We start from the raw sequence: 23,222 nt of genomic DNA on the forward strand, positions 1-23,222 counted from the left end.
AAACTATTTCAAATCAATCGTTAATACCTGTGACTCAAGGACTTAGCATGCAAAACACCGCTAGAAAATGGGTGTATCGCGTTGGCCGTCGCTTCGACAAACTTAAGCATCGTTATAAACGCTGGCGTGGCTACTCCCCCGTCATTGTCCAACCTTATATGACCTACGGCACGCCAGATGAGCTATGGATTGCAGGAAGGCTTTTAGAAGCCAAGGGCATAGAGGGTAAAATCGAAGACAGTAGCTGGAAAAAGCTGGTGCACATGATTCGTCGCTATCAAAGTGAGGAAATCCCTTTCACCGATATTAACCTGATTCTGGGAACTGAAGTGCGTTCGGTGACCACCGATGCCCATGGCTATTTTCACTACCGCTGGCGCACTCCTGCTAACCAACATATACATCAGCCTTGGACCAAACTCATTTTACAACCGAAGGATCCAAAGCTGCCAAAGGCGGAAAAGCACAGTGTTGCCGAGATATCTATGCCTGGCCATCATACTGAGTTTGGTGTGGTGAGTGACGTTGACGACACCATCATGCATACGGGGGCTACGAACCTCTTTCGCCATACTCAAACCGTACTGCTCAATAACGCCCATACCCGAGAACTCATGCCGGGGACATCTGAATTTTATAACGCCCTACATAAAGGCACGTCTGGCAAAGCCAATAACCCCTTCTTCTATGTCTCCAGTAGCCCTTGGAATATTTATGACTTAATCGCCGATTTTATTCATATCCATCATTTACCAAAGGGGCCGGTGCTATTAAAAGACTTTGGCTTGCGTGAAGATCGTTGGTTTAAGAGTGGTCACGAGCATTATAAAACGGGCCGTATTGAGGCCATTCTAAAGACTTACCCAGAGTTAAAGCTGGTTTTAATTGGCGACTCAGGACAGAAAGATGTTTACGCCTACTTAAAAGTTGCCAAAGACTTTCCCGATCGAATCTTAGCGGTTTACATTCGTGATCTAAAACCCGATGCACGTTCTGAGAAAATGATGTCTGCCGTCGCAGAGTTTAAACACTGCAAAGTGCCCTTTGCATTTATAAGAGATGCCGGAGACGCTGTCGAGCACGCTCAGTCAATTAACTTGGTGACCCATGACGCTGCTGAAAAAGTGAAGCATGATGCTGAATCAACACAATCTGATCACTAGGCTGAAGATGATGCAAGTGCTACAATATTTGTTGCAAATGAAACATGTGCAACGAGGTATGTATGTCAATTAGAAGCTTCAAACCAAGCGGCAAAGCAAGAGACGGGTTGATGGCAACCTTATCGTTATCGAGTGATCCAATCAGCGCTTCAATGCAGCTAGAAGAAGGCTTTGATGCTTCGTTCTTGGATAAACTCGTCAAAAACTCAAAGTTGGCGCAAGCCACTGTGGTCAAAGTGGTCGGTATCGACCGAGCAACCTTAAGCCGCCATAAAAAATCACATTCCAAATGGCAAGGGGCCACCGCCACCAAAGTCTATAATGGCGCGCGTGTTTTGGATGCCGCGTTGGACTTATTTAACCAAGATCCGCAAAAAGCTGAGCAATGGCTGAATACGCCGGCGATTGCTTTAGGCAACGTTTCCCCTTCTGACTATGCAAAGAATCCTTTAGGACAAGAAGCCGTGCTCGATCTTATCGGTCGCATTAAACATGGTGTAATGAGCTAATGAAGCTGTTTCGTTTATGCAGAACGGAATTTGCTAGCAATGCATTTGATGGTTACGGGGCGCGGACTTATGGCGGTCGATGGAACCCAAAGGGCACCAGCTGCGTTTATTTAGGCGAATCAAAATCTGTTTGCTTGCTTGAGACGGTCGTTCATTTGCATGATGCCAGCGCACTTGATCAATTTTCTATGCTTTCTATTGAAGTGCCCGACGATTTGATTCTGAAATTTCCAGAAGATGCTCTACCAAATAATTGGCAAGCTTACCCTGCCCCTCAAGCACTAGCTGATTTAGGTGCTGAGTGGCTAGACAGCCAAGCGAGTCTTATCTTATTAGTACCCAGCGTCATTTCTGGTGACTACTGCGCCCTATTAAATCCCAATCATCCCCGCTGCAAAGAATTCACTTCGATCGCGCAAAGAGAAACCTTTCGCATCGATCAACGTTTAGTACAAAAAGTCTAATCGTTCACAACTGGATATTTACACAGCCACAAACTTCCGCAGAAGTCGATTAGTATCCAGTTGTGGATGTAGCAATAACTAACGACTTCAGCTAAGTTAACCCACTTGCGTTTGCTGATCTAACAATTTGGACACGACCGGATCATTAACATCTGACCAGTCCAAATCCTTCAATGCACCAGTCTGCTTTAAAAACTCATAGGCCGCTGTTTGATCGTGCTGGCCGCCTAACTCTCTGCCAAACACATAATAGGCAATCATTTTAGCCACGACACGGAACGCTTCGGGCTCATCCAGTCGTAGCTTTAGTTCTTCTACCAACAAAGTAGATTGTTTCCAGCCATAGGCCTTCACAATAGCGTGGCAGGCCCCCTGCTTGATTGAGGCACCCTGCTCGACCGCTAACTCATGCATGACATAGCCCAGGTAACCAGCCGTCTTCCAGTTATTTAAAAAACCCAAAACATTGACCTAAATTAAATATGAATGTAGCTGCAATTCTATCGTATTTGACAAGCTTCACCTATTCACATACTCGGCGGCAAACAGCCTTTTTGCGTCAATTATCGAATAGTGTTCATATGGCAAGCTAACAACACAACAAGCTGTATATTTATACAGTTAAATGCAAACTTACCCAGCCACCTTTAATTTCCCGGTCAATAAACATAAAAAAGCCAGTTTCGATTGAAACTGGCTAGTGACCACTTTTAACTGTGGGACCTCAATTAACGTTACGTAAGCCCTTAAAACTCTTTGCCGATCTTACGATCAATGGAGTATGGCCCGCCTCCGAACACTGCAATCAATGCCGCACCCGCAGACCAAAACAGCGAATCGTACTCAGCTTTAGTCTGTACAAGATGTAAGAATTTCTCGCCGCCGTCTGCTAACAAGCGTGCTTGTCCCTGAGCTGTCAGGTATTGCATGTTTTCCTGAAGAAAAGCGAGCCCTTCAGGTGTCAAAAACGCATCACCAAAAGGGTTGACCATGTGATACCAAAGTGTGAACAGCAACATCACCGTATTGGCAGCAGCAATTGGGCGAGTTAAAACACCCAAAACAATCATACCACCACCGAAAAATTGCATAACCGCTAACACCGGTGAAAAAAACCAGCCAGCAGGCAAGCCAACCACATTCTCGATAAAACCAACTTGAGCCATCGGTTCAATAATTTTTGGCCAACCTTCGACTATTAACATACCCCCAATAATCACCCGAAAGAGCAACCAACCCATGGGTTGGGCAAAACAGCGATAAAACGGTTCCAAGAATGGAAGAAATAGTCGCGTGCGCGGTTCAGATGTCATTTCCTGCATAATACACTCCATATAAAGTTCGAGTTTAAAATCTCAAGCATCACTGCCTACATGTAAATACGGATCACATTTAGGCTCCCTAATCTGCAAAGGAACAATATCCCCACAATAAGTCAGTTGTTAGGCCCTCACTCAACACATTACAAAAAACACAAGGCTTAGCTGATTTGAATCAAATATAGGCTGGAGCCTTATATGTCTTTTAGAAAAGGCCTGAGTCATTCTTCTTCAAGTGGATAACCACAAAAAGTAAGCAATCACACAAGCTGTATATTTATACAGTTATGATCTAAACTCACTCAACCACCTCAAGGACAGAGGATTTGAGTATGCCTAAACCCAGAAAACAACTGATCAGCATTGCTGATACACCCTACTACCACTGCGTATCTCGCTGTGTACGTAGAGCGTTTTTGTGTGGCGAAGACCCTTTAACTGGGCAGAGCTATGAACATCGAAGGGATTGGTTTTGTAGTGGTCAATTAATTCCGGACAGTAAATTAGGTTGATTCTCTGCCTGAGCAGGTGGCATCCCATTGTTAAATTGATGCGGCCTGCGCCAGTTATAATAATGCATAAGATAAAAACTGAGATCTCGTCTTGCTTCACTTTGAGTCATGTATCCAGTTGCTGGTACCCACTCCGTCTTTAAGCTTCTGAAGACTCATGCTCTGTTTCATGCGATAGCGATATAATCGTTGTCTGAATTTACGGCTTGAATATTGGCTACCTTGGTCAGCAATAAAAAGGCAGCCAATTGGCTGCCTTTTCAGTTCTTATTCAGAACAACAAGATCACAGAGTTAGACGACGTACGTCGCTTAGCAATGCATTCAAGTAAGTCATGAAGCGACCAGCATCAGCGCCGTTCACAGCACGGTGGTCGTAAGACAAGCACAATGGCAACATTGTACGTGGCTCAAACTCTTTACCGTTCCAACGAGGCTCAACGTCCGCTTTAGATACACCAAGGATACCCACTTCTGGAGTGTTAACGATTGGTGTAAAGCCAGTACCACCCATAGCACCAAGGCTAGAGATAGTGAAACAGCCACCTTGCATATCTGCAGGTTTAAGCTGCTTAGCCAGCGCTTTCTTGATTAGCTCGCCTGCTTCGATTGCGATTTGTACAACCGATTTCTTATCTGCATCACGTAGCACAGGAACGACTAGGCCGACTGGAGAGTCAACCGCGATACCGATGTGAACGTATTTCTTCTGCACAACACTTTCGCCGTCAGCATGTAGAGATACGTTGAACGCTGGGTTCTTAACCAGTGCTTGCGCAACCGCTTTGATCATGAATGGAAGCGGTGTTAGTTTCACACCTTGTTTTTCCATTTCTGGTTTCAGCACTTTACGGAATTCTTCTAGATCCGTAATGTCCGCTTTGTCGAACTGAGTTACATGAGGAACATTCAACCAAGAACGCGTCATGTTGAATGACGTGATCTTCTGGATCTTGCTCATCTTAATCACTTCAACTTCGCCGAACTGGCTGAAATCGATCTCAGGTACGCGAGGAATACCCGCGCCTTCTGCAACCGCTGCACTTGCCGCTGGAGCAGATGCTGCTTTCTGCACTGCAGCTTTAACGTAAGCGTGTAGGTCTTCTTTCGTGATACGACCACGTGGGCCAGTCGCACGAACCAAAGACAGATCAACACCTAGTTCACGAGCCAGCAAACGCACTGCTGGGCCAGCATGGACTTTCTTGTTTGGCGTAGCAAGTACCGCACCTTGATCCACTGCCGGAGCAGCTGCTTTAGGTGCTTCTTGCTTCGCTGGTGCTGGAGCCGCTGCTTTAGGCGCTTCTTGTTGAACTGGCGTCGCTGCCGGAGCAGAACCTTCCACCTCAAGCTCGAGAATTAGTGCACCTTCAGAAACCTTATCACCTACCTTAACCGATACAGATTTCACCGTACCTGATTTTGGTGCAGGAATGTCCATAGAGGCTTTATCAGTTTCTAGAACGATGATGGAATCACCTTCAGACACTTTGTCGCCTACTGCAACAGACACTTCGATTACGTCAACATCTGTTGCGCCACCGATATCTGGAACGTTAACTATCTCAACGCCGCCTGCAACAGGAGCTGCTGCTGGCGCTGGAGCCGCTTGTGGTGCAGGCGCTGCGGTTTCTGCAACAGGTGCCGCTGCTTGAGCAGGTGCTGAACCTTCAGCCAACACAACAAGAATGGCATCGCCTTCTGAAACAGTATCGCCTACCTTGATCAGCAGCTTAGCAATTTTGCCGCTTACAGGAGACGGAATGTCCATAGAAGCTTTGTCAGTTTCAAGAACGATGATGGAATCACCTTCAGAAACTTCGTCGCCTTCTGCTACGCAGACTTCGATAACGTCAACACCTGTTGCGCCGCCGATATCTGGTACAGAAACCGTTTGCTCCGCTGCTGCAACAGGAGCCGCAGTTTTTTCTGCCGCTGGTGCCGCTGCCGGAGCAGGCGCTGCTTCCGCTTTAACTTCTTCTTTAGCCGGTACTTCAGCTGATGCTGCGCCTTCTACTTCGATAGTAAGAACTTCACTACCTTCAGAAACCGTATCACCCTCTTTTACAGAGATCGCTGTTACTTTACCTGCTACTGGAGACGGAACGTCCATAGACGCTTTATCTGTCTCTAATACGATAATTGATTGGTCAACTTCGATAATGTCGCCAACTTTGACGCTAACTTCGATTACATCGACGTCAGTCGCGCCACCAATATCCGGTACTCGAATGATTTCAGTACTCACGGAAATCTCCTTTGTCGTAAAGACGCATCAAACTTTTACAAACTGAGCCGACCTCAGGTCGACTCAGTCCCGATTAATCCGCTAATTAGCAGGTAACTGGGTTTGGCTTGTTAGGATCAAGACCAAATTTGCTGATTGCCTCAGCAACGACTTCAGCTTTCACTTTGCCGTCTTTTGCTAGAGCACTCAGTGCAGAAACCACTACCCAGTAACGGTTCACTTCGAAGAAGTGACGTAGTTTGGCACGGGTATCGCTTCGACCAAAGCCATCAGTACCTAGTACATTGTAGGTACTGTTAACGAATGGGCGAATTTGATCTGCGTAAAGTTTGATGTGGTCAGTAGAGGCAACCACTGGACCTTTATCACCTAGACACTGCTCTACGTAAGATAGACGTGGCTCATCAGTTGGGTGAAGCATGTTCCAACGCGCTGCATCTAGACCTTCACGACGCAATTCGTTGAAAGATGTTACGCTCCAAACATCAGCATTTACGCCGAACTCTTCGCTTAGGATTTCTGCGGCAGCTTCTACTTCACGTAGAATCACACCAGCACCTAGTAGCTGAACAGTTTGTTTGTTGCCTTTCTTCTCAACAGACTTGAACTTGTACATACCTTTCAGGATGCCTTCTTCGACACCTTCTGGCATATCAGGGTGTTCGTAGTTTTCGTTCATTACCGTTAGGTAGTAGAAAACACTCTCACGCTCTTGGTACATGCGACGTAGACCGTCTTGTACGATAACCGCTACTTCGTATGAGTACGTTGGATCGTAAGACACACAGTTCGGGATAGTGCCCGCAAGAATGTGCGAGTGACCATCTTCGTGCTGTAGACCTTCACCGTTTAGGGTAGTACGACCAGCCGTTGCACCTAGTAGGAAACCACGAGCTTGTGAGTCACCTGCCGCCCATGCCAAGTCACCAATACGTTGGAAACCAAACATTGAGTAGTAGATGTACACAGGGATCATTGGGAAGTTGTTGTTACTGTAAGAAGTCGCCAACGCCAACCAAGCAGACATAGCACCCGCTTCGTTGATACCTTCCTGAAGAATCTGACCGCTTTGAGATTCTTTGTAGAACATTACCTGCTGGTGGTCATGTGGCGTGTAACGCTGACCTTCAGATGAGTAAATGCCCAATTGACGGAACATACCTTCCATACCGAAAGTACGTGCTTCGTCGGCAACGATAGGCACAACGCGCTCACCGATACCTTTATGCTTAACCATGTTGTTCAAGCAGCGAACGAAGGCCATTGTCGAAGAAATTTCACGACCGGCTGTGCCTTTGATCTGAGCTTTAAAGTCTTCCAGTGTAGGAACGTCTAGCGCCTCACAGTCTTTACGACGTACTGGGAAGTCACCATGAAGCACTTCACGACGTGCGCGTAGGTACTTCATCTCTGGGCTGTCTTCAGCAGGACGGTAGTAAGGAAGATCTTTTAGTTCTTCATCGCTGATTGGGATACCGAACTTGTCACGGAATTGAGCCAAAGACTCTTCATCCAGTTTCTTAGTTTGGTGAGCAGTGTTTTGCGCTTCTGCTGCCTTGAACATACCGTAACCTTTAACGGTTTGAGCAAGGATAACAGTAGGTTGACCTTTATGAGAGGTCGCCGCTGCGTACGCTGCATAAACTTTGTAAGGGTCGTGACCACCACGGTTAAGGTTCATGATGTCATCGTCAGACATGTCCTTAACCATTTCTAGCAATTCAGGGTATTTGCCGAAGAAATGCTCACGAGTGTAGGCGCCGCCGTTTGCTTTGTAGTTTTGCAATTCGCCGTCACATACTTCGTCCATACGTTTTTGAAGCAGACCTTTCTCGTCTTTTTCAAACAATGGGTCCCAATGACGACCCCATAGACATTTCACTACATTCCAGCCTGCGCCGCGGAATACGCCTTCAAGCTCTTGAACGATTTTGCTGTTACCACGCACAGGGCCGTCAAGACGCTGTAGGTTACAGTTGATAACGAAGATTAGGTTATCTAGTTTCTCACGGCCCGCAAGCGCGATCGCACCTAGTGATTCTGGCTCGTCACACTCACCGTCACCTAGGAATGCCCATACTTTACGGTCACCTTGGTTAACAAGGCCGCGGCTATTTTGGTACTTCATTACGTGTGCTTGGTAGATCGCTTGCAGCGGACCAAGACCCATAGATACCGTTGGGAATTGCCAGTAATCAGGCATCAACCAAGGGTGTGGGTAAGAAGATAGACCTTTGCCATCTACTTCACGGCGGAAGTTATCTAGCTGTTCGTCAGTCAAACGACCTTCTACGTAAGAACGTGCGTAGATACCTGGTGCGATGTGACCTTGGAAGAAAACCATGTCGGCTTCTTGAGTTTCGCTAGCACCACGGAAGAAGTGGTTGAACGCGATATCGTACAAAGTTGCTGCAGAAGAGAAACTTGTAATGTGGCCACCCAAAGTAGAGTCTTCGCGGTTTGCCTTCATTACCATCGCCAATGCGTTCCAACGAATGATAGAACGAATGCGACGCTCCATGAACAAGTCACCTGGAAGTGGCTTCTCGTTTTGTGGCGCAATCGTATTACGGTATGGCGTAGTAATAGAAGCAGGCATTGGAGTGCCTGATTTAACAGCCTCTTTACTTAGGCGATCCAGAATATACTGGGCACGTTCAGGACCTTCTTCTCGAAGGACAGACTCGAGCGCATCGACCCACTCTTTGGTTTCAATTGGATCGATATCTTCGAGGATATGCTGCTCCGTCATAGTGTTTATAACCCCCGCTATTAGAACAGTTCTTCAAACCCTTAGGCGCATTTTGGTTGTTTCGCAAACCTAAGAGCAGTTTAAACAGACTGCACGAACTCACCTGTGATCTTGAGTTCAGCCGATACTTACATACAGTAAGACTAACCTATCTATGGTGCCTTATTGTATGTAGGCTTGATTGTGAACATGCTTTTTATTCTAGTTAGATGCCTGTCGCCATCATTACCGACCACCCGTTTATTTGGGTTAGTCTGTTTCCGTTTATAAGTTTGATTAACAAACTTTCGCCGCCCTAACTCTCTGCACACTGTTTTGCAGTGCAGAAAGCTAAAACCGACATTAACTGGTGCCACTTAAACAGCTTTAGAGACGTACAACGTCACTAATATTACTGCTTCCTTTACGCTGTTTGCATGCAATTTACTGCATTGCCGCGGCCGTTATTCCCGTGAGTTGGTACAAAAAACGCGGCCTAGATTACCATCTAATGCCTGCAAGGAATAGATACAGAGCGAAATATAGCGCTTTATAAACGCGCAAATCACGACCAAAGTGATTGTTTTTTGTGCAAAAAGAGACTTTCACCATACTTTAAACGCATGATTTTACTCGCCATCACGCTAATCATTTTCACTGCGAATATCAACCATAAAGATTATTTATTCTGATAAAGCACATGGTGTATTTAACAATTGCTACAAAACCTATTTCTCAACTGACTAACGCTTTGATACTGGTTACAATTGGCAACATATAAAAAAGCCTAATTAATTGGACAGACGTAATGACTACCCTTTCAGAGCAACTTCAAGCACATATTCAACAGCACGTTTCACTCGCCCTAGAAGAAGACATTGGCTCTGGCGACATCACCGCTCAATTGATTCCTGAAGAGAACACTCTTGAAGCCTTGGTGGTGAGTCGTGAACCTGCTGTACTTTGTGGTCAAGCCTGGGCCAATGAAGTGTTTCAGCAATTGGACCCAAGCGTTCAATTAGAGTGGCTAGCGAACGAAGGCGATGACTTACAACCAAACACCCCTTTCCTGAAATTGTCGGGGAATGCGCGCAGCATTCTTACTGGTGAGCGTACCGCACTAAACTACATTCAAATGTTGTCCTACACCGCAACGATTTCACGCCGCTATGCAAAATTAGTTGAAGGCCAAGCACTGACCATCCTAGATACTCGTAAAACGATCCCGAGTTTTCGTTTAGCACAGAAGTACGCAATTAAAGTAGGCGGTGCTTCTAACCATCGTGTTGGCCTATATGATGCATTTCTGATTAAAGAAAACCACATTATGGCGGCAGGCTCCATTGAGGCAGCGGTCAAACAAGCGCAAGTGGTCGCACCAGGTAAGCCCATTGAAGTGGAAACTGAAAACTTAGATGAAGTCGCACAAGCGGTGAATGCCGGCGCTGATATCATCATGCTGGATAACTTTACCCTAGAAGAAATGGCCTCAGCGGTGACGAAATACAAAGGCCAGGTGAAATTTGAGGCGTCAGGTAATATGACCGATGCTCACATTAAAGACGTTGCAACAACTGGCGTTGATTTTATTTCTGTTGGCGCACTGACCAAACACGTACAAGCGATCGATCTATCATTGCGTGTGATCAAGGAGTCCTAGGACTAATGGAACAAATCCTCGTTGTAAACTGTGGCAGCTCTTCATTGAAGTTTGCCATCATGGATGGCACTGACAATCCTCCTTTAATGGAAGGTATCGCCGAACGCTTAGGCTCTGAACACAGCATTATTACCTTTAAACACTTGGGTAAAAAAGTTGAACAGCCGTTACATGATCACGATCACCGCGGGGCTGTCAGCGCTATTAAACACTGGATCGATAAGCATATTGAGCTAAACATTAAGCTTGTAGGTATTGGTCATCGTGTCGTTCACGGCGGGGAAATGTTCAGCAAGTCAGTATTAATTGATCAAGACGTTCTACAGGGCATTGAAGAATGCTCGCAGTTCGCTCCGCTTCACAACCCTGCTCATGTAAAAGGCATCAAGGAATCGCAGGCTTTATTTGGGGATTTACCTCAAGTGGCGGTATTCGACACCGCCTTTCACCAAACCCTAGCGGCTGATCAATACCTTTACCCGATTCCCATGCGCTTGTATCGCGACCACCATTTTCGCAAGTATGGTTTTCACGGCACCAGCTACCGCTTTATTGAGCATAAACTCGCGTCACTAGATGCTGAGTTTGGTCAACAAAACACCTTGGTGGCCCATCTAGGTAATGGTGCCAGCGTCTGTGCCATTAAAGCGGGTAAATCGGTAGACACCAGTATGGGCATCACGCCTTTAGAAGGTTTGATGATGGGCACCCGTAGCGGCAGCTTAGACCCAAGTTTACTGGCGTTTATTAGTGATGCCGAAAACATCACCATGAAACAAGCGTTGGATATTCTGAACAAAGAAAGTGGACTAAAAGGCGTATCGGAAATTTCTAACGATTGCCGTTCAATTGAAGCCGCACAAGCGGCTGGCGACGATCGTGCAGAATTAGCACTGAATATGTTTGCTTCAAAAGCAGCTAAGCATCTCGCCTCGGTAGCCACTAACTTAGACAATGTCGATCACCTTGTTTTCACTGGCGGTATTGGTGAGAACTCCCCTGTTATACGCAGCAAGATTTGTGATCGTTTGCGCATGATGGGCATTAAATTGGATCAGCATGCGAACCAAATGTGTCCGCGTGGTGAAATTTCAAAGATTTCTAAGGCAACGTCTTCAGCAAATGTTTGGGTCATCCCAACCAATGAAGAGTTACTCATTGCACAGGACACGCTTGCTTTGATTCACAATTCATTCACTGAGCAGCGTCACTAAGGAAACCACTAAGCATATGTCAACAAATGTCTTAATGACTGTACCTACTGGCCCCGGCGTCGGCTTGACATCGGTTTCTGTAGGCTTGGTTCGAGCATTGGAACAACAAGGCTTAAAAGCCAGTTTTTTCAAACCCATTGCTCAACCTCACCCAGAAGATACTGGACCAGATCGTTCTACGGCGATGGTTGCTCAAGGCTCCACCTTACGCCCAGCCGACCCCATCCCATTACATGAAGCAGAACGCTACCTGTATAACGATGCCATTGATGAGTTGATGGAAGAAGTAGTCGGACGCTTCCAAGCCAGTATAGAACCTGACTCAACGGTGATTGTAGAAGGTCTAGCGCAAATTCCTGGCCATCCTTATGCGACGCGCTTGAACAAGGCCATTGCTCGCACCCTTGACGCCAATATTGTGCTAGTAACAGCACCGAATAAAATGCGTGTCACTGAGCTGGAGCATCATGTGGAAATTGCCGCTGGTTCCTACGGCGGTATCAAAGCGGATGATGTCATCGGCTGCATTCTAAATAAGACACAACCTGGCTCCTTAGGGATGAAATCCTACGGGGACTCGTTTGCGCAGCGCCCTATTTTCAAACGTAACTTCAGTTTGCTTGGCCAGATTCCTGTCTCCGAAGAGCTTACTTACCCACGCGTTAAAGATGTAGCGGATTTCATGAATGCTACCATCATCAATGCAGGGGAAATGGAACAGCGCCGCATCCAGTCTTACACCCTTTGTGCTCGTGGTGTAGAAAACATGCTGGAAGCCCTACGCCCAGGAGTATTGGTCTTTACTCCAGGGGATCGTACAGATGTGATCATGGCGACGGCGATTGCCGCGTTAAACGATACCAAAATCGCTGCGTTGGTTTTAACCGGTGGCTATCAGCCAAGTGATGCCCTAATGACGCTCTGCGGTAAGGCCATGGCCAAAGGCTTACCGATTCTTTCGGTTGAGTCTAATAGCTGGGACACAGCGATTAAAATGCAATCCTTCAACCAAGAGATTCCATTGGATGACAAAGAGCGCATTTTAACGGTAAAAGAGCACATCGCCCGTTGTATCGATCATGACTGGATCAACACCTTTGCCTTACATGATGAAGAGCGCAAGCTGTCTCCGCCGGCCTTCCGTTACCGCTTAATCGAACAGGCGCGCGCTCTGAACAAACGCATAGTCCTGCCTGAAGGCGAAGAAATTCGTACCATCCAAGCTGCATCTATTTGTGCTGAACGTGGCATCGCTCGTTGTACGCTTCTTGGTAATCCAGAAGAAATTCAACGCATCGCTCATAACAACGGCATTGACCTAAATTATGGCGTTGAGATCATTGATCCAGACACCATCCGTGATAAGTACGTTGCCCCTATGGTGGACATTCGTAAACACCGCGGTTTAACGGATATCGTTGCACGCGAGCAATTAGAAGATAACGTGGTATTGGGCACCATGATGCTGGAACAGCATGATGTGGATGGTCTAGTGTCTGGTGCCATGCACACCACCGCCAACACCATTCGTCCAGCGTTGCAGCTTATTAAAACGTCACCTGAATCCAGCTTAGTCTCGTCGGTATTCTTTATGTGCTTACCGGATCAGGTGCTGGTCTACGGTGACTGTGCCATTAACCCAGACCCAACTGCTGAACAATTGGCTGAAATTGCCATTGAAAGTGCCATGTCAGCCAAAGCTTTTGGTATCACGCCTCGTGTTGCTATGATCAGCTACAGCACCGGTGGTTCAGGCTCTGGCAATGACGTTGATAAAGTACGTGAAGCCACCCGCATCGCACAGCAACGTCGCCCTGATCTTTTAATCGACGGCCCACTGCAGTACGATGCCGCTATTATGGAAAAAGTAGCCATCCAGAAAGCTCCGGACAGTAAGGTAGCGGGTAAAGCCACGGTATTTATTTTCCCAGATCTAAATACTGGCAACACTACCTACAAAGCGGTTCAACGTAGCGCTGAAGTAGTGAGCATCGGTCCAATGCTTCAGGGCATTCGCAAACCGGTTAACGATTTGTCCCGTGGTGCACTGGTGGATGACATTGTTTACACCATCGCGATTACCGCTATTCAAGCGGGTCAATTGGATTAATCGAGTTTTATTGATCACAATCTAGACAAAAAACGGTCATTTGTTTAAATTTAACCAATTACAACAAATGGCCTTTTTTATGTCTGGAAGTATTCCCCACGCTATTGAAGCGCACCGCTTCAACAACGAACGCTTGTTCACTAGCGGGAATATTTACGCTCAAAATTCTTCCAGCAACCTTGAAACGACCAATCAAGCAACTTCAGCTCGTGCCACCTCCGATTACACCATCAGCCTTTCAGAAGACGCACAAAGCATTCTGGCACAAGAACAGCAAGCAGACGATTCAAGTAACATCGAAGAGCAATCAGAGCAATCTGAACTGGATGAAGACTCTCAAGATTCCGACAGCGATAATGAGCAAGGTCTAACCGAAGAAGAGCAAAGTGAAGTGGATGATTTAAAAGCACGGGACGAAGAAGTGCGCATCCATGAACAAGCGCATGCGGCGGCCGGTGGCCAACACGCTGGCTCACCTTCTTATAGCTATGAACAAGGACCTGACGGTAAGCGCTACATCACGGACGGTGAAGTGCAAATAGACGTCAGTACCATTCCGGGTGATCCACAAGCAACGATCGACAAGATGAAGCAAGTTTACCGCGCCGCAATGGCGCCGGTAGAGCCCTCTTCTGCAGATCGTTCAGTCGCCAATGAAGCACAACAGAATATTGCGGAAGCCATGTCAGAATTAGCACAGCAGATGTCAGGCAGTGATCAAGAAACCATTAGCAAACAGCAAACTACCAACTTAAATCGCTCTACCCTTGAGTCCGCTTATACTAGTGAGAACTCGAAACAGACTGCAGGCAATCAAATAGACTTGGTCGCCTAAGTAGATAAGGTTTACAGGACGTAAACCAGCCCAAATACCATCATCATTCATGGAGGAATATATGATGCTATTTCGTTACGCGCGCCAATCAGGTTTTACCTTAATCGAACTGATGGTAGTGATTGCCATCATCTCAATTCTGGCTTCATTTACGGCACCATCCTTTGAACGGCACATCGCCAAAGCCAATCTGGTGGATATTCAGCTGTATGGCAATACGCTAACCAGTGATATTGATGAATACATACTGACGCATTCGGAATTTCCTGACAGTACGACTTTTGCAGCGTTCAAAGCCGACCATTCAAACATCGACATGATTAAAGCCGTCACCTTAAGCAAAGTAGATAGCCTACAAGGAACGGTATCAATCAGCCTTAACGATGATATCGGCGTCGATGAAGATCAATACATTCGCTTCGCACGGGCGAATACCGGTCAATGGTCTTGTGATTCAACTCTAGACTCACGACTGCTACCTGAGCATTGCTCCCCTGTTGCCCAGCAACCATAGGAGAGCTCTATGAACCTTGATCAATTGCTACTTAAAACCATTGAACTTGGCGCCAGTGATCTACATCTTCATATTGAACAAGAGATGGTACAGGCTCGTTGGCGTGTGGCTGGTGAATTGACTCACCCTACCTCCTATGACAGCGGCCACACTTTGGCAAACCGGATAAAGATTATTGCCAAGCTTAATATTGCGGAAATGCGCCGCATTCAAGAGGGACAATTCGATTTTCATCATAACGGACAGTCTTTCTGTATCCGTGTAAGCATTATGTGCTCAGATAAGGGTGAAAAGTTCGCGCTGCGTATTTTGACGTCGTCGATTAAGAAACATCTTAATGATCTTGGCATCAATCCTATAGCGCTAGAAACGTTAAAGCAGATAATTAAGCAACCTAATGGGCTGATATTAGTGTGTGGTGCCACAGGGTCTGGTAAAACCACCACCTTATACTCCTGTCTTGAAGAGATAAATGATGGATCACGTGCGATTTTTACCATCGAAGACCCAGTTGAGATCCCCACTCCTTCGCTATATCAGTTTGAACCCAACCCTAACTTAGACATTTCCACCCACGATTTACTCAAAGCATTTATGCGCCAAGATCCCGATGTGATCATGGTGGGAGAAATTCGTGATGCAAGAACAGCGGATTTGGCCATTGCTGCTGCGCTGACAGGACATTTAGTGTTTGCAACCTTGCATACGAATAGCGCATTAAACGTTATCCATCGCTGCAAAAATTGGAACGTTGATTACTTTGCTTTTGCCAGCACCCTCAAACTCATCATCCATCAAAGCATGAACTACCAAGAGGGCAAACAGAGGCCAACGTTTACCACATTGAAACCACAATGGGGCGAAAGGCTCCCCAACAACTACGATGAATTAATTCAGAATTCTGAGCTGTGGCAACGGATCGATGAGGTGCTTAAATGAAGTGGTTTAAAATAACACCAAATTTGACATTACCGTTTTCAAGTAAAACACAAGCTTATCGTTACGCCATTGAACGACGCCTTCCAGTTAAGGCTATCCAACCCATTAAGCTAAAACCCTTGTCTCCCAGAGCCTGTTTAAAGCTATTTGAACTGATTCTGCATCACTTAGACACGGGCAGCACACTACAAGACGCCTTAATGAAACCCAACTCACTGCAATTTGGTGCAGACTTGAAACAACATATTTTGGCAATACAGAGCTTATTGGCAGAAGGCCATCATGTGGCCAAGGTGTTAACCGTGTTTATGCCCGATAACATTAAACAGTTGGCAGGCAGTATCCCCTTAGATGGAACTGAAGAAACCAAAGTCGCTGCGCTAAAAGTGGCCAAAGAAATTCTCTCATCACAGCAAACATTAAGTCGTCAGCTATTAAAAAGCCTAACCTACCCATTTCTCGTGATCCAATCCTCTTTATTACTGGCATTTATGAATACTTTCATTAGCAAACAACCAGTGCTTTCATTGCTCGCGGGCTGGTTAACCATCAGTCTCTTGCAAATATGCATTGCTATATGGATTCAACATGGTCACGCCTACCCTGCTATTTGTCGCATAATACGTAGCTTTAGAATTTACAACACACTGATTATTCTGATTGCTCTTCTGCAAAGCGGTGAGACGCTGCAAAAGGCTATACAAACATTAATACCCAGCTCTGCAAAGCAGGACAAGCTACACTTACATAGATGCTATTTGTTACTGCAAGCGGGGCAAACCATAGAGCAAGCGCTTCCTTCTCATTGGTTCAATCAACACATTAAAACGCAACTTGAGCAGATTCATATGACGGGGGACTTAGTTACGCCTTTAACCATCGCAGCCACCACTTGGCAAAAATGCAATGATCGAATACTTAGCTTCGTCTCCAAAGCCTTCCCAATCTTAGGTATAGTGATAGCGGCTGTATTCGTTACTCAAACATTAATGGCGCTTTACGCCCCTCTTATGGATGCCAACGCTCTTGGATTTTGACTTTGATTTAATTCTGTATGTGCTGCTTTTACTCTGCATTGGCAGCACTCTTTCAGCGATCACTTATCGTTGGCAATTACGCGCTGAGTACGAATGGCGTAAAGATGCTCACGAATTTCTAGAATTACCCTATTATGAGCCAGAGCCTTTAAAGTTCAGCCAAGGTCGTTCCCTTTGCAGTCGCTGTAAACACTCCCTAAGCCCATTGGAATTAATCCCATTGTTTAGCTATGTGTTTCAAAAAGGGCGTTGCCGTCATTGTCATAAGGCTATTTCACTTCGTTATCCAGTCATTGAACTAGCAACTGTCGGACTGCTTGTTCCGCTATATTGGTTGAACTTACACCTTCAAGAATGGGTTCTTCTTGGCGTTCTAATATCGTCTTTAATATGCGCAATGATCATCGATGCAGAGCGCTATTGGTTGCCTGATGAATGCAGTTTTGTCGTATTATGCTGTGCTACCTTATTGTTTCATACCTCTGAGCAACATCAGATCTTAGCGAATGTCAGCATAGGTTTATTCGCCTACTTCTTTATTTACTTTATGCGTTATGTCTTTCTAAAACTGAAGGATGTAGAAGTTATTGGCTTAGGCGATGCGAAACTACTCGCTGTTCTGGTCTACTGGCTTGGCGCCCCATCTTTCACTTCAATCATGTTACTGGCGTCTTTATTAGGTATTGTCGGTGCGCTACTAACCGGTAAAATTAAGGACAGTAAGATTCCCTTTGGTCCTTACCTCATTGTTGCAGCACTGAGTTATTTTTATTCAGGATATTTTCTTTGATGGAATCTATAACACATAACACCAAGTTGGTTGGTTTGACCGGCGGCATTGGCTCGGGAAAAAGTACCGCAGCAAAGTTATTTCACGCACTTGATATTCAGTACGTCGATGCAGACGATGTCGCCCGTGAGGTAGTTCAACCAGGTGAAGACTGTTTACAGCAAATCGTTAGCCATTTTGGACAGCAAGTGCTACTAACAAACGGCGAATTAAACCGTAGCGCATTACGAGAACTCGTATTTGCAGACCCAGAGCAGCGCAAGACACTTGAATCCATCACACACCCTGCCATTCGCCAACGCTTGGCAGAACACATCAGCAGAATGACTGGACCTTATGCTCTACTAGTGCACCCTTTATTGTTTGAAACGGGGCAAAACACTCTGTGCGATTACACTATTGCGGTAAGCGTGCCGAGGGAATTGCAAATTGAGCGGGTGACCCAACGCGATCACAATAGCCGCGAACAGGTTGAACGCATTTTAGACGCCCAATTAAGCAACGAAGAGCGTTGTAGTAAGGCAGATTTTATATTGGAAAACACTAGTAACAGTGCGGATTTGAGTGTTAAAGTCGTACAGATTCACAATAAATTACAAAGCTTACTATCCTAGAATCAATGGAAAATAAAACACTGATTGCCTGCCCTACTTGTGGCACAAAGACTCCTTGGTCTACCGAAAACAAAGATCGCCCATTTTGTAGCGCTCGTTGCAAACTGATTGACTTAGGTGAATGGGCAAACGAAAGCTATAGCATTCCACAACAAACCTCAGATGAGGATGAAATTTTCTCTGAAGACCTTGTTGCGAACCCTAATAAGTCGTTCCTTTAGTATAAGAGAGATGGAACCTGGATGAATAAGCCAAACTTTTCAGATAAAAAGGCATTACTGATAGAAGACATGGCTGAAGCTCGAATCATGCAAAAGAAAATGCTGAATGATTTTGGCTTTAAATCCATAGAAATTGCCATGAAAGCAGAAAGTGCTATTGAGCTACTGCGTTCTCATTCTTATGACGTCATCCTATCTGATTACAACTTAGGTAACGGCAAAGATGGGCAACAGCTTTTGGAAGAAGTACGACATTCTCATCTTATACCGAACACGTCTACTTACTTGATGGTTACCGCTGAAACCTCCACTGAAATGGTAATGGGAGCCATTGAATACGCGCCAGATGGCTACATCACCAAGCCTTTTTCGCAGGCGATGCTTGAACGCCGCTTGCTGAAGTTAATGGAAAATAAACAGCTGCTTATCAAAGTCAATAAAGCCCTTGATGCCAACGACTATGAAAAGGCCATCGCTGAAGCCAAGATTGTTTCCCAAGAGCAGCCCTCTTTATCAAGCCGTTGTCATCGAATTATCGGTGATGCTTTGATTAGCCTAGAGCGCTATGAAGAAGCGCTGGAAGTATTCATTGATAGCCGCAAAGACTCAAAAATGCCATGGGCAGTGTTCGGTGAGGCCAAGTGCTATTATTTCTTAAATAATATTGAGAAAGCTGAAACCAAATTTCGCCAATTAACGCTCGATAATAAGTTCTTTGTCAGTGCTTACGATTGGCTAGCTAAAACCCTAGTCAAGAAGGGAGAGCTTGATGCCGCCCAAGCCGTGCTCGTGGATGCTGTGAGCCGTTCACCCAAAAATATGCTAAGACAAATTGAACTTGGTAAATTGAGCATGGAAGTTCACGACAACCTTATGGCAGAAATGTCATTTCGTCGCGCGGTATTTTTGGCTAAACACTCTTGTTTTAATGAGGCCGAGGTGTATTTACAACATATGACCTCAATCGTTGCATTGGCTCGAGAAGGCGACATTCCATCACGACAAGTGGACAATTTCCAAAGCACACTGGGGAAAGTTCACCAAAGTTTCTTCCATTCACCAGAGGTACGTAGTGAAGCCTATTTATTAGAAATGGAGCTATACTCTGCTTTAGGTGACAAGAAAACTATGAATCAGATTGAAGAAGTTCTTAATCACGACATAGAATCAGGTCAAGCGGCACCACTATCCGCAACATCGCAAAGACGAATAGACCAGATCAAAAGCTTGAAGTAATCCTATGCAGAAAATTGAGTTAACCACTATTCTTGCCAGTGCTATCCACGAGAGCAAAAACCAACTAGGCTCCTTGCTTTATCAGTTAGAAACGCTGAAGCGACTTGAATTAGGCAATGAAGGTAAAAAGGCCCTTACCAAGATCGAAGAAGGTATGAAGCAACTCAATGATGAATGGGTTGAGTACCTGTATCTATACCGCTTAGCCTCCGATGGTTACGATGTGAACTATGACTCTCATTCTTTAGAAGAGTTTTTAGACGATCAAGTTTTCGCTTTGAAACCTTCTGCCATGGCTAAAAACCTAGACCTCAGTTACAGCTCAGACGAAATGCTTACCGCAGTGTTTGATGAGCGTTTAATGACCGCAGTGGTGAGTACGGCAGTTTATAATGCCCTACGCTTTGCCAAATCTAAGATCGAGATTAATGCTGCACTTGAGGACTCTTACTTAATCATCTCCGTAGAGGACGATGGTAAAGGCTTCAATGAAAGCAGTGAAAAAGAAGACGATATGCTGTTTACCACGAATACCGGTTTAGGTTTATATTTTGCGGAGCTTTCTGCTGAAGCTCACGCCGTTGACGACCGAAAAGGTGTCATCAAAAAGCTGAAGTCCGAATCTCTAGGCGGTGCCAAACTCGCGATTTACATACCGCAATAGAACAGCGTTAAAGAATATAAAGCCCCATCAAGCATGGCTTATGGGGCATTTTTATTACGGAATAAACAGGTCGATACGCCCCCCACCAGTGGTTTCATCATTCCCCAATCGCGTAAATCCAATTTTGCCTTGGTTTTTATGCTGCTGTGCAATTTTCTCGCAATATAGCCAACCGGCATTCTGACTGGAGACATTAGACACCGTTTCTCCCGATACCAGAGCATTAAAACTCTCTAATACGGAGTCAGGATACCCCTCACCATTGTCTATCACCGAGATCATCAATCCTTGATCCTGCTGACTAAGACTAATCTGAATTTGATCATGGGTATAACGGATCGCATTTAACAGCGTAATCTGCAAAATCGAGCTGATTAAACGAGGATCCATATACCAGCTTAGATCCTGCCCAGAGACCACCACATCAATTTGCTTGTTTTCTAGTAAGGCCTCAAAACCCGCTAAGGTATCTTCCAGCAATTCAAAAACATAAGAGTCCTGCATCTGTACCGTTAACGAATCGGTTTCAATTAAATACAAGCCATGCAGCTGATTGATCACATTCTGCATACGCACCATTTCGTACTGTGCATCTACGAGGTCGTATTTATCCTCATCCTTAAGGTGATGTGCCATTAATGTATCTAATTTATACAGCACCTGCCCCAGTGAATTGCGCATATCTTTGACCGACGCGCTGATAACACTTTTAAATAGCAGTTGAGTTTCCTTAGGCATACTACTGTGCTCCTAGAATGTAACGTTGTAGTGCTTCACTAGATATTCTTTCAACGAAATCAGTCGCTTATGTTGTTTGTGAACGGGAGAGACGTGACGTAGGCGCTTAAACGCATCCACACATTCCGTCACTAAGCGAGCCTCTTCCCCATTTGCTTCCATGAGTTTCAGACAGGTTTGCACCAAGTTAAGATTTAACCCTGGGTGCCTTGGGGAATAGTTCAGCGCTGTTTTAAATTGCTCAATCGCTTCTAAATACTCCTTCTTCGCATAGCTTGCCAGACCATCCTTATTCAGCGCTTTCGCTTGAGCTTTCGCCCCAGAGCTGACAGGCTCATCCAAGAAATCCGCTGCCTGCTGCTTCAAAAGAGCACTACTATTCTGGTCATTAACAAGAGAGGCTAAAATCGCTTCGGCCTGCTCATGTTCACCTGCGTTGTACAGCGTTTTACCGTACTCAACCACCAGATCAGGAGGCAAACCGCCCTCTAACTCAGAAGCAATCTCTTTAGCATTTTTAAGGGCTTGCTGGGCTTCTTTTGCTTGACCTTGCGCGGCATGAAAACGACTTTCCGCTAGGGTTTTACGCAAACGCACTGAATCATCATCCGCGTAACGTTTACCGACGATAGTTAACGCTTGGCTCGCTTCGTTAAGCAAGCGCTTGCGATCAGCACTGTTCTCAACAGAATCCGCAGACTCAGCAACAATATCCACTAATTGAATATAGTCATCAGGGTTTTCATGAATCGAATTAATGCCTAAACGGACGGTTTGCTGACTAGCCTTAAGGGCGGATTGTGTATCACCATTGGCCATACTCACCGTTGCCATTTGCTTTTGGCGCTTATGAATACGTGGGGAAATTTTAATAGCATCATCAAGAACCGCTTGCGCTTCTTCTAAGCGGCCAGTCTCTTCTAGACATTTCGCCAGCAAATCGTATGCACTGATGGTCTGAGGAAAAAGGCGCAAAAGTTTTTCTAGAATTGTGATGGCAGCGTCATTATTAGCTTGAGCCGCTTCTTTTTTAGCAAGGCCCAACAATGCCCAATCTAGATCACGAGCATTCAATTCCGCCTGACACAATTGCTCAACTTGATCGTATTGTCGTGTTGCTAGATAGGCATCTACCAGAGTGCGTTTACACCAAGGTGAGTAACGCCCTTCTTCCTGTATATGCGCTAAGCAGGCAGGAATTAATTCAGCATAATTTCCTTTAGCTAAGTACTCTTTCATTTTGGCAAGCGCTTGAGTCTGTAAGAATTGTCGTTCTAAGCGACGCGCTAGCACGGCCTGAGTAAAAGGTTTTGAAAGATATTCATCCGGCTGAGACTCCATAATCCCCATGACTACGTCACGGCTAGTCTCAGCGGAAACAATAATGAAAATATTGGTCGGCTTAAGCAGCTTTAGCTCACGTAATTCTTCCAGCACCTGCTGGCCATTCTTACCGCCAGTTAAACGAAAGTCACATAAAATGATGTCATAACGGCGCGCACGACAAGATTCCAATACGCCCTTACCACTAGAGGTTTGTTCAACGGTTTGAACACCTAACCCCTGTAGCATTTGGCGTATGGATACCCGTGAGTTTTCAAACTCATCCGCTACCAAGGCTGTTAAGCCAGCATAAATCGTAGAGTTCTGTGAGGCGTTTCTGTGAAAAAGTGCTTTATCCACTTAGCTTGACCTACGTTGATCG

General features: G+C 45.6%; 21 protein-coding genes and 1 pseudogene. 15 read left to right on the forward strand and 7 right to left on the reverse strand.

Going from position 1 to position 23,222, the window contains the following annotated elements:
• The first annotated feature begins 47 nt into the window (after positions 1-47).
• The 3 genes from ACOSVP_RS07125 (at position 48) to ACOSVP_RS07135 (ending at position 2,136) form a co-directional block, all read left to right on the forward strand.
• A complete protein-coding gene (locus ACOSVP_RS07125; protein WP_487346804.1) occupies positions 48-1,163 on the forward strand; it encodes an App1 family protein phosphatidate phosphatase in 1,116 nt (371 codons plus the stop codon).
• A gap of 62 nt (positions 1,164-1,225) precedes the next feature.
• Positions 1,226-1,672: a type II RES/Xre toxin-antitoxin system antitoxin gene (gene parS / locus ACOSVP_RS07130; protein ID WP_487346805.1), complete on the forward strand. Its 447-nt coding sequence runs from the start codon at positions 1,226-1,228 to the stop codon at positions 1,670-1,672.
• Entirely contained in the window at positions 1,672-2,136 is a 465-nt protein-coding gene (locus tag ACOSVP_RS07135) for an RES family NAD+ phosphorylase (RefSeq protein ID WP_487346806.1), read from the forward strand. Before parS ends, ACOSVP_RS07135 begins: the two co-directional genes overlap by 1 nt.
• 96 nt (positions 2,137-2,232) lie before the next feature.
• Here the strand turns inward: ACOSVP_RS07135 and ACOSVP_RS07140 are convergent, their stop codons facing one another.
• The 5 genes and pseudogenes from ACOSVP_RS07140 to aceE all read right to left on the reverse strand — a co-directional run bounded on the left by ACOSVP_RS07140 (position 2,233) and on the right by aceE (position 8,966).
• Positions 2,233-2,598: a hypothetical protein gene (locus tag ACOSVP_RS07140; RefSeq protein ID WP_487346807.1), complete on the reverse strand. Its 366-nt coding sequence runs from the start codon at positions 2,596-2,598 to the stop codon at positions 2,233-2,235.
• A gap of 284 nt (positions 2,599-2,882) precedes the next feature.
• Positions 2,883-3,458 (reverse strand): DoxX family protein, encoded by a 576-nt coding sequence (locus ACOSVP_RS07145; protein ID WP_487346808.1) that lies wholly within the window; start codon positions 3,456-3,458, stop codon positions 2,883-2,885.
• 478 nt (positions 3,459-3,936) lie between these two features.
• A pseudogene (locus ACOSVP_RS07150) lies at positions 3,937-4,219 on the reverse strand (IS3 family transposase); the annotation flags it as partial.
• Between the two features lie 33 nt (positions 4,220-4,252).
• On the reverse strand, positions 4,253-6,214 hold the full coding sequence (gene aceF / locus ACOSVP_RS07155; protein WP_487346809.1) for a dihydrolipoyllysine-residue acetyltransferase: 1,962 nt from the start codon (positions 6,212-6,214) through the stop codon (positions 4,253-4,255).
• Positions 6,215-6,299: 85 nt separating this feature from the next.
• Entirely contained in the window at positions 6,300-8,966 is a 2,667-nt protein-coding gene (gene aceE / locus ACOSVP_RS07160) for a pyruvate dehydrogenase (acetyl-transferring), homodimeric type (RefSeq protein ID WP_487346810.1), read from the reverse strand.
• A 787-nt stretch (positions 8,967-9,753) separates the two neighbouring features.
• Here aceE and nadC point away from each other — a divergent pair.
• From nadC to ACOSVP_RS07220, 12 genes are all read left to right on the forward strand, one after another.
• On the forward strand, positions 9,754-10,605 hold the full coding sequence (gene nadC / locus ACOSVP_RS07165) for a carboxylating nicotinate-nucleotide diphosphorylase (RefSeq protein ID WP_487346811.1): 852 nt from the start codon (positions 9,754-9,756) through the stop codon (positions 10,603-10,605).
• 5 nt (positions 10,606-10,610) lie between these two features.
• A complete protein-coding gene (locus tag ACOSVP_RS07170; protein WP_487346812.1) occupies positions 10,611-11,819 on the forward strand; it encodes an acetate/propionate family kinase in 1,209 nt (402 codons plus the stop codon).
• Positions 11,820-11,835: 16 nt separating this feature from the next.
• Positions 11,836-13,929 (forward strand): phosphate acetyltransferase, encoded by a 2,094-nt coding sequence (gene pta, locus ACOSVP_RS07175; RefSeq protein WP_487346813.1) that lies wholly within the window; start codon positions 11,836-11,838, stop codon positions 13,927-13,929.
• Between the two features lie 79 nt (positions 13,930-14,008).
• Positions 14,009-14,764 carry a putative metalloprotease CJM1_0395 family protein gene (locus tag ACOSVP_RS07180; RefSeq protein ID WP_487346814.1) on the forward strand — a complete coding sequence of 252 codons (756 nt, stop codon included), beginning with the start codon at positions 14,009-14,011 and terminating at the stop codon, positions 14,762-14,764.
• Between the two features lie 61 nt (positions 14,765-14,825).
• On the forward strand, positions 14,826-15,278 hold the full coding sequence (locus tag ACOSVP_RS07185) for a pilin (protein ID WP_487346815.1): 453 nt from the start codon (positions 14,826-14,828) through the stop codon (positions 15,276-15,278).
• 9 nt (positions 15,279-15,287) lie between these two features.
• On the forward strand, positions 15,288-16,217 hold the full coding sequence (locus tag ACOSVP_RS07190) for a GspE/PulE family protein (RefSeq protein ID WP_487346816.1): 930 nt from the start codon (positions 15,288-15,290) through the stop codon (positions 16,215-16,217).
• Positions 16,214-17,254 (forward strand): hypothetical protein, encoded by a 1,041-nt coding sequence (locus ACOSVP_RS07195; protein WP_487346817.1) that lies wholly within the window; start codon positions 16,214-16,216, stop codon positions 17,252-17,254. Before ACOSVP_RS07190 ends, ACOSVP_RS07195 begins: the two co-directional genes overlap by 4 nt.
• Positions 17,244-18,044, forward strand: a complete 801-nt coding sequence (locus ACOSVP_RS07200; RefSeq protein WP_487346818.1) for a prepilin peptidase — start codon at positions 17,244-17,246, stop codon at positions 18,042-18,044. Before ACOSVP_RS07195 ends, ACOSVP_RS07200 begins: the two co-directional genes overlap by 11 nt.
• Positions 18,044-18,658 (forward strand): dephospho-CoA kinase, encoded by a 615-nt coding sequence (gene coaE / locus ACOSVP_RS07205; protein ID WP_487346819.1) that lies wholly within the window; start codon positions 18,044-18,046, stop codon positions 18,656-18,658. Before ACOSVP_RS07200 ends, coaE begins: the two co-directional genes overlap by 1 nt.
• Before the next feature lie 5 nt (positions 18,659-18,663).
• Positions 18,664-18,879: a DNA gyrase inhibitor YacG gene (gene yacG, locus ACOSVP_RS07210; RefSeq protein WP_487346820.1), complete on the forward strand. Its 216-nt coding sequence runs from the start codon at positions 18,664-18,666 to the stop codon at positions 18,877-18,879.
• A 21-nt stretch (positions 18,880-18,900) separates the two neighbouring features.
• Positions 18,901-20,115, forward strand: coding sequence for a response regulator (locus ACOSVP_RS07215; protein WP_487346821.1), 1,215 nt, complete (start codon positions 18,901-18,903; stop codon positions 20,113-20,115).
• Positions 20,116-20,119: 4 nt separating this feature from the next.
• Positions 20,120-20,779 carry a sensor histidine kinase gene (locus ACOSVP_RS07220; protein WP_487346822.1) on the forward strand — a complete coding sequence of 220 codons (660 nt, stop codon included), beginning with the start codon at positions 20,120-20,122 and terminating at the stop codon, positions 20,777-20,779.
• Positions 20,780-20,833: 54 nt separating this feature from the next.
• On the opposite strand, the gene ACOSVP_RS07225 is transcribed toward ACOSVP_RS07220, so the two are convergent.
• A complete protein-coding gene (locus ACOSVP_RS07225) occupies positions 20,834-21,517 on the reverse strand; it encodes a sensor histidine kinase (protein WP_487346823.1) in 684 nt (227 codons plus the stop codon).
• A gap of 12 nt (positions 21,518-21,529) precedes the next feature.
• Positions 21,530-23,200 carry a tetratricopeptide repeat protein gene (locus ACOSVP_RS07230; RefSeq protein ID WP_487346824.1) on the reverse strand — a complete coding sequence of 557 codons (1,671 nt, stop codon included), beginning with the start codon at positions 23,198-23,200 and terminating at the stop codon, positions 21,530-21,532.
• Positions 23,201-23,222 lie beyond the last annotated feature (22 nt).

It is taken from the genome of Marinomonas sp. HM11-D, assembly GCF_057626615.1.